We start from the raw sequence: 12,073 nt of genomic DNA, 5'->3' as shown, positions 1-12,073 counted from the left end.
GGCGTGGATTTGGGGGGATGGTCAGGGGGTGAGCTGAGGGCCGGGCGGACGGACATTCACGGGCGGGTTGTCGCCGGGCTGGTCTGGGGGATCCGGCATGCCGTGCACCGGGCCAGGCACCCATCCCGCCGGATCGCGTACGGCCCGTCGCCGGACCAGTGGGCCGGTCTGTACGTGCCCGACGGGGTGACCAGGCCACCGGTCGTGGCGCTGATCCACGGCGGGTACTGGCGGCGGATCTGGCAGGCGGACCTGATGGAGGCGCTCTGCGCCGACCTGGTCGGGCGCGGGCTCGCGGTGTGGAACCTCGAATACCGCAGTCCCGACCCGCACGGCTGGCAGGCCACCACCGCAGACGTCGCCGTCGGCCTGGCCGCCCTGGAGGATCGCCCGGATCTCGGCAGGGTCGCCGTGGCCGGGCACTCGGCGGGCGGGCAGCTCGCGCTGCGGGCGGCGGCGGACGGGGCTCGGGTGGCGCTGGCCGTGTCGCTGGCGGGGGTGCTCGACCTGGTCGAGGCCGACCGGCGGTGGCTCGGGTCCGGCGCGGCCGCCGCCGCACTGGGCTCGGCCTCCACGGCGGACCCCGACGTGTACGCCGCCTCGTCGCCGCTGCTCCGGCTGCCGCTCGGCGTGCCACAGCTCATCGTCCAGGGTACGGACGACGACCTGGACCTGATCGACTTCGGCCGCCGTTACGCGCGGGCGGCCGGGGAGGCGGGCGACGAGGTGACGCACCTGGAGCTGCCGGGGGACCACTTCGACGTCATCACCCCGGCCACGCCGATCTGGCAGGCCACGGCACACGCCATCGCGGCGGCACTGGCGTAGGAGGGCGCCGGCATGGCGGGCACTGGCGGCATAGGAGGGCGCCGGCCCGGAAGGCGGTGCCATAGGAGGCCGCCCGGGTGCGCAGGCTCGGCCCGCTGGCCGTGCTCGGCGGGGCGACGGGCGCGTTCCTGCTGCTGGTGACGCCGGCCAGGACGTTCGAGCTGATCGCGCCCTGGCTGATCGCGATGGCCGCGCTGCTGCTGGCCAGGCCGCCGTCCGGCAGGGTGCACGGCGAGCACGGGGTGGCGGCGCGGGTGGCGTTGTTCGCCGTGACGATCTACGTGGGGTATTTCGGCGCGGCCGGGGGCATCCTGCTGTTCGCGGTGCTCGCGGCCATGATGCACCATCCGGCGCCCAAGCTGAACGCCATGAAGAACGTGCTGTCCGGGCTGGCGAACGCGGTGGCGGCGCTCGGGTTCGCGGTGTTCGGGCCGGTCGACTGGGCGGCGGCGGCGCCGCTGGCGGCCGGGTTTCTGCTCGGGGGGTGGCTCGGCCCGAAGATCGCCCGCCGGCTGCCCGGGCACAGCCTGCGCTACCTGGCGGCGGTCTGCGGGCTGGCGGTGGCGATCAAGCTCGGCTGGGACGCGTATTCGCGATGATCCCGGCGAACCGGGTGGCCACCTGGTGCCAGATCGGCGTCGAGACCGGCTCGTCCGCCACGGCTCTGGCGTACACCTCGGCGGGGTCGAAGCCATTGGCGCGCCACTCGCGGATGCGCGCGGGCAGCACCTCGGGGTGGAACTGCACACCCCACGCCCGCGGGCCCACCCGGAACGCCTGGTAGGGGCAGGCGCGCGTCTCCGCCAGCCAAATGGCGTCGCGGGGGAGCCTGGTGACGGCGTCCTTGTGGTGCTCGACGGCGGGCACCACGGGAGGCAGGCCGTGGAAGAGCGGGTCCGTGGCCGCCTCGGGCCGGAGCGTGAGGGGCAGGCTGCCGTTCTCTGGCGCGCCGGTGCCGCCGGTCACCTCGCCGCCCGCCACCTCGGCGATCATCTGCCCGCCCAGGCAGATGCCGAACAGCGGCACGCCCTCGTCAAGGGCCTGCCCCACGAGCCGCCGGGCGCCGGCCAGCCATGGGGCCCGGTCGTCCTCGCTCGGCAGGTAGCCGCCACCGAGCATGATCATGGCGTCGTGGTCGAGGCGGTCGGGCAGCGCAGCGCCCTCGTGGGCGAGCACGACGTCCAGTTTGAGCCCGGCGTCCTCCAGCCAGCCGCCGAACCGGCTCGGGCCACCGCTCCCGCTGTTCTGCACGATCAGGACGTCACCCATCGCATGCCTCCGTCACCGAAGTCGGGAATCCGCTGGTCCGCTCAGGGCGGGCCGTCACCCAGTCCGGGCCCGCCACCGCCGCGCGCCGGGTCACGGCAGGTTGGCCGCTCTCGCGGTGTGACGCAGCAGCAGCGCGGTGGTCACAGGACCGACACCGCCGGGCACCGGGGTCAGCGCCCCGGCCACGCCAGCGACCGCGTCGAAGTCGACGTCGCCGGTCAGCCCGCCGTCGGGGGTGGGGTTGGTGCCGACGTCGATCACCACCGCGCCCGGCGCCACGTGCGCGGGCCCGATCAGCCCCGCCCGGCCCGTGGCCGCGACCAGCACCTCGGCCGTGGAGGTCACGGCGGCCAGGTCACGGGTGCGCGAGTGGCAGACGGTGACCGTGGCGTGCCGGTCGAGCAGCAGGTGCGCCAGCGGCTTGCCCACCACGGTCGAGCGGCCCACCACCACGGCCCGCCGGCCGAGGAGATCAACCTCGTAGTGATCGAGCAAGGCCATCACGGCCGCTGCCGTCGCGGGCGGGAACGCGGGCAGCCCGGCCGCCAGCCGTCCCAGCGACAGCGGGTTGGCGCCGTCGACGTCCTTGCGCGGATCGATGGACCCGGCCAGCTCCTGAGCCGAGGCGCCGGCGGGAAGCGGGGTCTGCAGGATCACGCCGTGCACGTTGGGGTCGGCGCTGAGTCTGGTCAGCGTCTCGCCGATGCGCTCGGGGCGGGCGTCTGGCCCCAGGTCGACCAGGTCACAGGCGATGCCCACGCCGGCCGCCGCCTTGGCGATCGAGCGGACGTACCACAAACCGGCGTCGTCGGCGGTGGCCACCACCACGGCGAGCCGCGGTTGCGGGCCCGCCGTCGCCTCGGCCGCGGTCTGGGCTCTGATCGCGGCGGCCAGGTCCTTGCCGGTCAGCGTCTTCAAGGGTTGATCTCCTCGCGTACCTCGGCGGTCACCCAGTCTGCCCTGGCGACGGCCGCGTCGACGCCGGAGACGCGCAGTTTCAGCTCCTCGCGTAGCCGCTCGTCCTTGATGCCGGCGAGGTTGACCTCGACGTTCACCCGGGCGGTGGTGAGCGCGGCGCGCGCCGCCTCCGCCGCGGCGGCGACGTCGGTGACGACGTTGCGGTTGCCGATCGGGAGCAGCACCTCGCACAACTCGACCAGCCTCGTGGCAGCCTCGATCACCCGGGCGGGCGGCTCGGCCGCACCGGCCAGCGCCCTGGCGATGGCCGCGCTGCGCTCCTCACCCTTGGGCAGCCGGTAGGCGTCGGTGACCGCGAGGAACGCCGCCGCGTCCTCCTCGGCCAGCTTCAGCGCCCGCGCCCGCAGTGTGTCGGTCTCGGCGATCACCGTGACGACGGTCTCGGTGTGGCCGGTGTACTTCTCCCCGGTGGTGTAGCGGGCGACCATGCCGAGCAGCGCGGCGGCCTGCGCCGCGTGCAGGGCCGCGGTGGCGCCGCCCCCGGGCGCGGGCACCCGGTCGGCGAGCTCGGCCAGGAAGTCGACGATCTTAGAATCGCGCATGGCGGCATTCTGCCAGGCCACGCGATCCTCATTCGCGGTACATCGGCCGCGTGGCGTCCTCGGGCCCGCTCTGCGGCAGGTACGGCGCCTGCGCATCGTATGCGGGCAGGTAGTCGAAATGCTCGACCCTGGACCGCCACCGCGACGGGAACATCGACGCGGCCAGCAGCGCGACGCCGAAGAACAGCATCACCCCCGAGTACGCCACGGTCTGGAAACCCGACTCCATGGCGGCGGGCAGCCATCTGTCCGGCAGGATCCGTATCCCCTGCAGGTCCAGCACGGGTACGACGCCCAGGGCGGTGAACCCCAGGCCGCCGAGGAGCGAGGCGATGGGCGACAGGCGCGAGCCGGCCAGGAAGGCGAACACGAGCCCCGACACCGCCAGCACGGAAAGCCCGAGCCACGAGATCTCGGCGTTCCTCTGGATGGTGAGGGCGAACTCGCCCACGCCGTACCACACGCCGGCGGCGACCAGCGGAGGAAGGAGCAGGCCCGCGACTACTCCCAGAACATGACGGGCACCGTTTGACATGATCAACCCCGTTTGTTCGGTTATGTCACAACTTACCCCTTTGGTTTCGTCAGCGCGGTGTGGTCCCGGAGTCGAGCCGCGTAGTCCCGGAGACGAGCCACGGGACGATGAGCTCGGTGAAGATCCGTCCCGTGTGCTCGCCGAGCGGTCCGCGACCGGTTTCGCCGGGCTGGGCGGATCCCTTCCTGAAAGCTCCCTGTGAAGCATCTTCTGGGCCTTTGCGCGGACGGCGACCGGGGGCATCGTGGGCCGCATGAGATCCGCGATCCTGAAGACCGCACTCGGTGCCTTAATCGTGCTCATGCTGGGTGGCGTGCCCGCGCAGGCCGCCGCCGCCGGGAAGTTCCCCGGCACGTTCCCGCTGCCAGACGGGTTCCAGCCGGAGGGGATAGCGATCGGGCCAGGCCCGTACGCCTACTTCGGCTCCCGCGCCACCGGCGACATCTACCGGGCCGACCTGCGTACGGGGAAGGGGTCGGTCTTCAGCGAGGGCCCCGGCACCCCGTCGCTCGGGCTCAAGACCGACGGGCGCGGCCGGCTGTTCGTGGCCGGCGGGACGGGCGGCGACGCCCGGGTCGTCGACCTGCGCACCGGGGCGGTCATCAAGTCGTACACGCTGGCCACCGGCACGTCGTTCGTCAACGACGTGATCCTCACGGACGGCGCCGCGTACTTCACGGACTCCGCGAACCCGGTGCTGTACAAGCTGGACCTCGGCCGCCGCGGCGCGCTGCCCGCTGAGGCCGTCAGGATCCCGCTCAGCGGCGACATCGAGTACACGACCGGCAACAACGCCAACGGCATCGCGCCCAGCCCCGACCGCAGGTCGCTGCTGGTCGTCCAGTCGAACACCGGCAAGTTGTTCGAGGTCGACCCGTCCAGCGGCGTCGCCACGGAGGTGGACCTGGGCGGCGAGCTGCTCACCAACGGCGACGGCCTGCTGCTGTCCGGCCGCACCCTGTACGCCGTACTGAACCGGCTCAACACGGTGGCCGTCATCGGGCTGGCCCGCGACGGCTCCTCAGGGAAGATCGTCAAGCGGCTGACCGACTCCCGCTTCGACGTCCCGACCACGGTCGCCGCCTACGGGCACCGGCTCTACCTGCCGAACGCCCGCTTCACGACGACCCCGACGCCCGACACGACGTACGACGTGGTGAGCGTCAAACGCTGACCGGCGCGGCGGCCGCCGGGCGGGAAGACCGGCCCGGCGGTCACGCCGGCGGGCGCAGCGCCGCCAGCTGCTGCTCGAAGGGGACGACCTCGTCGTCCGCCCGGCTCGCCGGAGCCCGGTGCAGCAGCAGGTCGGCGAGCTCCACGGCGGCCCGCTCGACGCGCTCGCCCAGGCCGTCGGTGAAGGCGTCCTGCCCGCCGCCCCAGTCCTCGGAGGCCGCGTAGACGGCGGTCGGGACGACCACGGCGCGCAGGTACGCGAACAGCGGGCGCATCGCGTGCTCCAGAGCCAGCGAGTGGCGGGCGGTCCCGCCCGTGGCGGCTATGAGCACGGGCTTGCCGCCCAGCGCGGTGTTGTCGATCACGTCGAAGAACGACTTGAACAGGCCGCTGTAGGAGCCGCTGAAGATCGGCGTGACCACGATGAGCCCGTCGGCCTCGGTGACCGCCTCCACGACCTCGCGCAGTCTGGTGTTCGGGAAGCCGGTGACGACGTTGTTCGCGATGTCGACGGCGAGGTCGCGCAGCTCGATCACGCGCGGGGCGGCCGCCTCGGCGGGCTGCGGTCCCGCCGCGGCCGCCAGCCGGCGCCCCACCGCGGCGGCGAGCCGGTCGGCGAGCAGGCGGCTGGAGGACGGCTGGGTCAGACCCGCCGTGACGACGACGAGGTTCATGGGGGTCGGTCTCCTTCCCGGAGGGTTCAGGCTGGGTCAGGCGGTGACGGGTGCGGCGGTCCTGGCGGCGAGCAGGGAGGCGTGCGTGGGAGCGTCGGGCACTTCGGCGGGCCGGTTCTTGGCGAACTCGGCGCGCAGCACCGGCACGACCTCCTCGCCCAGCAGGTCGAGCTGCTCCAGCACCGTCTTCAGCGGCAGGCCCGCGTGGTCCATGAGGAAGAGCTGCCGCTGGTAGTCGCCGAAGGACTCCCTGAACTCGAGCGTCCTGTCGATGACCTGCTGCGGGCTGCCCACGGTGAGCGGGGTCTCGGCGGTGAACTCCTCCAGCGACGGCCCGTGGCCGTACACGGGGGCGTTGTCGAAGTACGGGCGGAACTCGCGTACGGCGTCCTGGGAGTTCTTCCGCATGAACGCCTGGCCGCCGAGCCCGACGATGGCCTGCTCGGGCGTGCCGTGGCCGTAGTGGGCGTACCGCTGCCTGTAGAGGCTGATCAGCCGGATGAAGTGCTCCTTCGGCCAGAAGATGTTGTTGGCGAAGAAGCCGTCACCGTAGTAGGCGGCCTGCTCGGCGATCTCCGGGCTGCGGATCGAGCCGTGCCACACGAACGGCGGCACCCCGTCCAGCGGGCGCGGCGTGGACGTGAAGCCCTGCAGCGGCGTGCGGAAGCGCCCCTCCCAGTCGACCACGTCCTCGCGCCACAGCCGGTGCAACAGCGCGTAGTTCTCGATGGCCAGCGGGATGCCCTGCCTGATGTCCTGGCCGAACCACGGATAGACGGGCCCGGTGTTGCCCCGCCCCATCATGAGGTCCACCCGGCCGTCCGCCAGGTGCTGCAGCATGGCGTAGTCCTCGGCGATCTTCACCGGGTCGTTGGTGGTGATGAGCGTGGTCGCGGTGGACAGGACGAGCCGCTCGGTCCTGGCCGCGATGTAGCCGAGCATGGTGGTCGGGGAGGACGGCACGAACGGCGGGTTGTGGTGCTCGCCCATGGCGAACACGTCCAGCCCGACCTCCTCGGCCTTGAGCGCGATCGTCACCATGGCCTTGATCCGCTCGCGCTCCGCCGGCGTCCTTCCCGTGGTCGGGTCCATGGTCACGTCGCCCACGCTGAAGATTCCGAACTGCACTTTAGTCACCATCCATGACTGTTGAATCTTTGACGGGTACGGTAGCGCCGAGCCCTCCGGGGATATTCCATCATGCACGCCGCCCCGGTTCCGCCCCGGTTCCGCCTCAGAGGGCGTTGATGTCCGCCGCTTCGAGGATCCGCTTGGGCGCCCCGCGCTCGGCAACCGTGATCATGGCCTGGCCGATCCGCTCCGTCGTCGTCACCGCCGAGGGGAACAGCAGTCGCAGCGCGGGATAGAGCGGACGGATCACGATGTAGGCCACTCGGTGGAGCCGGGTGCGCGAGGTGACGCCGTGCCTGGGGTGCACGAAACCGGCACGGAACATGTACGCCCGGAACGGCAGGGCGAGCAGCGCGTTCTCCGTCTCGCCCTTCACCCTCGCCCACATCGACCGCCCGCCGGCGTCGGTGCCGGCGCCCGAGACGTACACGAAGGCCGAGTCCGGGCTGAGCCTGGCGAGGGTCCGGGCCACAGAGAGCGTGAGGTCATAGGTGACGCGCCGGTAGTCCCGCTCGTTCATGCCCGCCGACGAGACGCCGAGGCAGAAGAAGCACGCGTCGTAGCCGGCCAGGGAGCCCTCGATGGGCGCCAGGTCGAGCAGGTCGGCGTGCGTGATCTCGCGGAGCTTGCCGTGGACGATCCCCGTGGGTGCGCGGCCGACCGTGAGCACGGCCGTCACCCGGTCGTCGAGCAGGCACTCCCTGAGCACCCCCTGCCCGATCATCCCGGTCGCCCCGAAGAGGATCACTCGCATGCCCGGCTCGCCCCGATCGTCTCCATGATGCCCTCAGGCAGAGGATAGGGCCGCTCGACCGGCAGGAGCGCGCTCACCTGGGGCTCGGCGTGGCCGGCCGGCAGCGCCGCGCGCACCTCGCGCGCCAGTTCGGTCACGTCGGTGATCGCGAGCGTCCACTCCTCCACGTAGCGCCGCACCGCCTCCCCGGACAACCCGATCTGGATCGACCGGTACGGCAACGCCTCGTGCCGCAACCCCCGCTCGGGATCCCACTGGATCCGCACGGGGCTGCGCCGGAGCCGCTCGCGCCACCCGGGACTCCGGTCGTCATGGCTGGGACAGGAGTGCTCCAGCGCCCACGCGAACCCGTCCCTGCTCAGCTCGATCGCCAGCACCCGCTCCTGGCCGGGCTTGGTCGCGTAGCCGCAGCGGTACATCATCCACAGGAACGACGGCTTGATCCAGGTCATCCGCTCCCGCTTGAACGGCGCCACCAACCGCTGCGCGGCCACGGCGGGCCCGGCGATGGCGGCGTCGTACGCCTGGTAGACGGTGATCGACCGCTCGGTGCAGGCGGCCCTGATCTGCCGGTAGGGCACGGTCATGCCGTCCAGCCTGGCGAAGATCCGTACCGGGGGCAACCGGTTATGGCTGCATGGGCCGGGTCCGGTGGGCGGCCTGGAGCAGCCCGATCGCGAGCAGGCCGGCGACCGTGGCGGAGCCGCCGTACGACACGAAGGGCAGCGGCACGCCCACGATCGGCATGAGCCCGACCGTCATGCCGACGTTCATGAACGTCTGGAACGCCAGCCACGACACCACGGCGCCGGCCAGCACCGTCCCGTACGGCGAGGCGCTGTGCCTGGCGATCGACAACCCGCGCCACAGCAACGCGCCCATGGCCAGCACGATGGCCGTGGCGCCGGCGAACCCGAGCTCCTCGCCCGCAACCGTGAAGATGAAGTCGGTGTGCTGCTCAGGGACGAAGTGCCCGGCCGTCTGCTCGCCGTTGAGCAGCCCCTTGCCGAGGAGCCCGCCCGAGCCGATCGCGATGCGCGCCTGGGCGGCGTTGTACCCCACGCCGCCCGGGTCGGCTCCCGGGTTCGCCAGCACCAGCAGCCGTTCGATCTGGTACGGCCGTACCAGCCCGAGCCGCCACGCCGCCGCGCCCGCTCCGGCCGCGCCCGCGACCAGCACCAGCAGCCACCGCTTGGGCGCCCCCGACACCAGCAGCGCCCCGGCGACCATGGCCGCGAACACCAGCATCGTCCCGAGGTCCGGCTGCAGCGCGATCAACCCGATCGGCGCCGCGGCCAGCGCCAGCGCCACCACCACCCCGCCGAACCCCGGCCGCCCCTGGCCGTCGCGCAGCTCACCGAGCGGCACCGCGAACGCCAGCGCCAGGCCCACCTTGGCGAACTCCGACGGCTGGAACTGCACCCCGGGAGCCAGCGTGATCCACGAGTGCGCCCCGTTCACGCGCACCCCCAGCGGGGTCAGCACGCCCGCGAGCGACACCAGCACCAGCACGTACGCCACCGGCACGTACGCCCGCAGCACCCGCAGATCCACCCGGGACACGAACCACATGAGCACCAGTCCCAGCACCACGCTCGCCGCCTGGCGCAGCAACTGCGAGAGGTCGCCCGACATCCGGGTGGCCGACCACACCAGCAGCAGCCCGGCCACGGAAAGGGCCAGCGCGAGCAGCGTCAGCACCCGGTCGGGCGGGGCCAGCGTGGGCGCCCACACGATCCGCCGCCTCCCGGTGACCGCGATCATCGCCGCTCCTGTGTTTGATGGTCGGGCTCACTCGGCCCTCGCTGGTCACGCGGGCTACCGCTCTCGGGCCTGAACGTTCGCCGCTCCTGTGTTTGGTGATCGCGCTCACCTGGCCCTCGCCGCTCCCTCAGCCCGAGCACGCCCTCCCAGATGTCGCGGGCGGCCGGAGCGGCCCCCTCCGCGCCCCTGCCGCCCTCGGACAGCATGACGACCACGGTGTAGGCGGGATCCGGCGCGAAGGAGGCGAACCAGGAGGTGTCCCGGTGCCCGAACGACTCCGCCGTGCCGGTCTTCCCCGCCACCGCGATCTCGCCGAACGGGAAGTCCTCGAACGCCGCCTCCGCCGTCCCCTTCCTGGGCACCTCGCTCAGCGCCTGCCTGATGAACCGCAGCGTCTCGGCGGAGGCCGGCAGCCGGCCCGTCACCGGCGGCGTGATCGTCTCGACCGTGGTCCCGTCGGGACGGACGATCTTCTGGCCGACGCGCGGGCTGTACAGGGTGCCGCCGTTGGCGATGGCCGCGTACGCCCGCGCCAACTGCAGCGGCGTGACCAGCACGCCGCCCTGCCCGATGGACAGGTTGGCCGCGTCGCCGCCGCGCCACACGCCGCCACCTTGGCAGTTCTCCCTGGCGAGCGTGGTCAGGTAGGCGGCCCGCCCCCGATCGGCCAGCTCCGGGTAGCCCCTGGTGGCCCGGCGGCAGCTCTCCTCGCGCGTGGCCTGCCACGACGCCTTCTTGGCCGCGGCGTCCGGCACCGCCCCCGCCGCCTCGCCCGGCAGGTCCACCCCGGTCGGCGTGCCGAAGCCGAACCCGCGCGCGGTTTCCTGCAGGGCCTCGGAGCCGCGCTCCCAGAGCTCGTCGGCCAGCCGGTAGAAGATCGTGTCGCACGACTGGACCAGCGCCCCGTGCATGGTCATCCGGCCCAGGTCGGCGCTGCCGAAGTTCCTGAACACCCGGTTGCCGACCGTGTAGCCGCTCGGGCAGTCGTAGACGGCGCCGAGGTCGTAGCCGGCCGTCACGGCGGCGGCCGTGGAGGCGACCTTCCAGGTGGAGCCTGGCGCCCACTGGCCCTGCACGGCCTGCGACAGCAGCGGCAGAGCCTTGTACTCGCGGGCCGTCACGCCGTCGGTCCACACCGACGGGTCGTAGGAGGGCAGCCCGGCCAGCGCGACCACCCGGCCGGTCCGCGACTCCAGCACCACGGCCGCGCCGGACTCGCCGCCGCTGCGGGCCAGCGCCCGGTCGAGCGCCTGCTCGGTGATGGTCTGGATGCGGGAGTCGATGCTGGTCACGAGCGAGTTCCCGGGGGTGGGCGGGTCCTGCCTGAGCGTCGTGGTGACCCGTCCGGTGTTGTCCACGGCCACGTCACGCCGCCCTGGGTGGCCGGCCAGCGCCTCGTCGTACACGCCTTCGAGCCCGGCGCGGCCCTTGCCGCCCTGCACGTACCCCAGGGTGTGGGCGGCCGCCGCGCCGAACGGGTAGACGCGGACCGGGCGGAGCTCCGTACGCACGCCGGGGAAGTCCCGCTGCCGCTCGCTGATCTGCAGCGCCACCGGCACCGTGACGCCCTGCGCGACGGGGATCGGCTCGTACGGCGACCCCTGCCAGCACGGTTGCGCCACTCCCGGCCCGCACAGCCTGACCTTCTCCGCGATCTGCTCGTACGGCTGCCGCAGCACCTTCCCCAGCCGCGTGAGCACCGCCCGTCCGCCGTCCGGCTGGTGGTTCAGCGCCACGGCGTCGACCGTGACCACCGGCCTGGTGTTGTTCGTCACCAGCGGACGCCCGGCCGCGTCGAGGATCTGGCCGCGGGTCGGCGGCAGCGACACCGTCCTGATCCGCACGTCGGCCGCCGCCCGGACGTACTCGTCTCCGCTGGCCACCTGCAACTGCCACAGCCGCCCCACCAGCGTGACCAGCATCGCCGTGACGAGCAGCCGCAACACGAACAACCTGGCCCTAGACACGGCGCGACACCACCGCCGGATGCGGCCGGCGCCGCGCGATCACCGCGGCCACGAGCGCGCCGAGCGCCACCGTCCAGCCCAGGGCAGGCGGCAGCCACGAGACCACGGCCGTCCAGTGCTCGTCGCCCAGCGCCACCGCCGCGCCCGCCTGCAGCACCAGCCCGAGAGCGACGCCGGGCGCGGCCACCATCGGGGCCTTGCCCTCGCGCCACCGCCCGGTCAGCAGCCCGGTCACCGACAGCACCAGGGCCGTGCGCCCCACCGTGCCGTCGGCGGGCGGCGTCACGTCGGCGGCCAGCCCCGCCACCAGTCCGGCCACGCACCCCCAGACCGGGCCCCTGGACAGCGCGAGCCACACCACGGCCAGCGTCACCAGGTCGGGCCCACCCCACGGCGACCGGTTCACCAGCAGCACCTGGAGCAGCGGAGCGGCGAACATGAACAGCACCAGCCCCATG

At 72.9% G+C, this 12,073-nt stretch carries 14 protein-coding genes; 3 read left to right on the top strand and 11 right to left on the bottom strand.

Features of this window, described 5'->3' with window-relative positions; all coding sequences use genetic code 11:
* Nucleotides 1-828 (top strand): alpha/beta hydrolase family protein (locus tag ITP53_RS32250; RefSeq protein ID WP_328816441.1); only part of this gene is annotated, 828 nt, incomplete at its 5' end.
* A 77-nt stretch (nucleotides 829-905) separates the two neighbouring features.
* Entirely contained in the window at nucleotides 906-1,427 is a 522-nt protein-coding gene (locus tag ITP53_RS32245) for a sulfite exporter TauE/SafE family protein (protein WP_328816439.1), read from the top strand.
* On the opposite strand, the gene ITP53_RS32240 is transcribed toward ITP53_RS32245, so the two are convergent.
* From ITP53_RS32240 to ITP53_RS32225, 4 genes are all read right to left on the bottom strand, one after another.
* Entirely contained in the window at nucleotides 1,396-2,097 is a 702-nt protein-coding gene (locus ITP53_RS32240; protein ID WP_195899226.1) for a type 1 glutamine amidotransferase, read from the bottom strand. The two genes, ITP53_RS32245 and ITP53_RS32240, sit on opposite strands and share 32 nt — an antisense overlap.
* A 90-nt stretch (nucleotides 2,098-2,187) precedes the next feature.
* The gene (locus ITP53_RS32235) at nucleotides 2,188-3,015 is read right to left on the bottom strand and encodes a bifunctional 5,10-methylenetetrahydrofolate dehydrogenase/5,10-methenyltetrahydrofolate cyclohydrolase (protein ID WP_195899225.1); all 828 of its coding nucleotides are present in this window, start codon (nucleotides 3,013-3,015) and stop codon (nucleotides 2,188-2,190) included.
* The gene (locus ITP53_RS32230) at nucleotides 3,012-3,617 is read right to left on the bottom strand and encodes a cyclodeaminase/cyclohydrolase family protein (RefSeq protein WP_195899224.1); all 606 of its coding nucleotides are present in this window, start codon (nucleotides 3,615-3,617) and stop codon (nucleotides 3,012-3,014) included. Before ITP53_RS32230 ends, ITP53_RS32235 begins: the two co-directional genes overlap by 4 nt.
* Before the next feature lie 28 nt (nucleotides 3,618-3,645).
* Entirely contained in the window at nucleotides 3,646-4,152 is a 507-nt protein-coding gene (locus ITP53_RS32225; protein WP_195899223.1) for a hypothetical protein, read from the bottom strand.
* A 253-nt stretch (nucleotides 4,153-4,405) separates the two neighbouring features.
* On the opposite strand from ITP53_RS32225, the gene ITP53_RS32220 reads away from it, so the two are divergent.
* Nucleotides 4,406-5,326, top strand: a complete 921-nt coding sequence (locus ITP53_RS32220; protein ID WP_195899222.1) for an NHL repeat-containing protein — start codon at nucleotides 4,406-4,408, stop codon at nucleotides 5,324-5,326.
* Between the two features lie 40 nt (nucleotides 5,327-5,366).
* On the opposite strand, the gene ITP53_RS32215 is transcribed toward ITP53_RS32220, so the two are convergent.
* From ITP53_RS32215 to ITP53_RS32185, 7 genes are all read right to left on the bottom strand, one after another.
* Nucleotides 5,367-5,999: an FMN reductase gene (locus tag ITP53_RS32215; protein WP_195899221.1), complete on the bottom strand. Its 633-nt coding sequence runs from the start codon at nucleotides 5,997-5,999 to the stop codon at nucleotides 5,367-5,369.
* A gap of 36 nt (nucleotides 6,000-6,035) precedes the next feature.
* On the bottom strand, nucleotides 6,036-7,127 hold the full coding sequence (locus tag ITP53_RS32210) for an LLM class flavin-dependent oxidoreductase (protein WP_195899220.1): 1,092 nt from the start codon (nucleotides 7,125-7,127) through the stop codon (nucleotides 6,036-6,038).
* Between the two features lie 106 nt (nucleotides 7,128-7,233).
* A complete protein-coding gene (locus ITP53_RS32205; protein ID WP_195899219.1) occupies nucleotides 7,234-7,884 on the bottom strand; it encodes an NAD-dependent epimerase/dehydratase family protein in 651 nt (216 codons plus the stop codon).
* Nucleotides 7,875-8,507: a DUF4291 domain-containing protein gene (locus ITP53_RS32200; RefSeq protein WP_328816434.1), complete on the bottom strand. Its 633-nt coding sequence runs from the start codon at nucleotides 8,505-8,507 to the stop codon at nucleotides 7,875-7,877. Before ITP53_RS32200 ends, ITP53_RS32205 begins: the two co-directional genes overlap by 10 nt.
* Before the next feature lie 4 nt (nucleotides 8,508-8,511).
* Complete coding sequence (rodA, locus tag ITP53_RS32195; protein WP_195899218.1) at nucleotides 8,512-9,648, bottom strand: rod shape-determining protein RodA; 1,137 nt, start codon at nucleotides 9,646-9,648, stop codon at nucleotides 8,512-8,514.
* Nucleotides 9,645-11,615, bottom strand: coding sequence for a penicillin-binding protein 2 (gene mrdA / locus ITP53_RS32190; RefSeq protein ID WP_195899217.1), 1,971 nt, complete (start codon nucleotides 11,613-11,615; stop codon nucleotides 9,645-9,647). Before mrdA ends, rodA begins: the two co-directional genes overlap by 4 nt.
* The gene (locus tag ITP53_RS32185) at nucleotides 11,608-12,072 is read right to left on the bottom strand and encodes a rod shape-determining protein MreD (protein WP_195899216.1); all 465 of its coding nucleotides are present in this window, start codon (nucleotides 12,070-12,072) and stop codon (nucleotides 11,608-11,610) included. The genes mrdA and ITP53_RS32185 overlap by 8 nt, the downstream gene beginning before the upstream one ends.
* Between the last annotated feature and the right edge of the window lies 1 nt (nucleotide 12,073).

It is taken from the genome of Nonomuraea cypriaca (assembly GCF_015645445.1).
In the GTDB taxonomy this organism is placed as follows: Bacteria; Actinomycetota; Actinomycetes; order Streptosporangiales; family Streptosporangiaceae; genus Nonomuraea; species Nonomuraea cypriaca.
Note: the sequence above shows the minus strand (reverse complement) of the source record. Positions and strands in the feature narration are given on the sequence as shown.

Excerpts from the sequence above, each read along its gene's own strand:
- ITP53_RS32240 (WP_195899226.1), bottom strand. The coding sequence starts at position 2,097 with ATGGGTGACGTCCTGATCGTGCAGAACAGCGGGAGCGGTGGCCCGAGC.
- ITP53_RS32230 (WP_195899224.1), bottom strand. The coding sequence starts at position 3,617 with ATGCGCGATTCTAAGATCGTCGACTTCCTGGCCGAGCTCGCCGACCGG.
- ITP53_RS32225 (WP_195899223.1), bottom strand. The coding sequence starts at position 4,152 with ATGTCAAACGGTGCCCGTCATGTTCTGGGAGTAGTCGCGGGCCTGCTC.
- ITP53_RS32220 (WP_195899222.1), top strand. The coding sequence starts at position 4,406 with ATGAGATCCGCGATCCTGAAGACCGCACTCGGTGCCTTAATCGTGCTC.
- ITP53_RS32215 (WP_195899221.1), bottom strand. The coding sequence starts at position 5,999 with ATGAACCTCGTCGTCGTCACGGCGGGTCTGACCCAGCCGTCCTCCAGC.
- ITP53_RS32205 (WP_195899219.1), bottom strand. The coding sequence starts at position 7,884 with ATGCGAGTGATCCTCTTCGGGGCGACCGGGATGATCGGGCAGGGGGTG.
- rodA (WP_195899218.1), bottom strand. The coding sequence starts at position 9,648 with ATGATCGCGGTCACCGGGAGGCGGCGGATCGTGTGGGCGCCCACGCTG.
- ITP53_RS32185 (WP_195899216.1), bottom strand. The coding sequence starts at position 12,072 with ATGGGGCTGGTGCTGTTCATGTTCGCCGCTCCGCTGCTCCAGGTGCTG.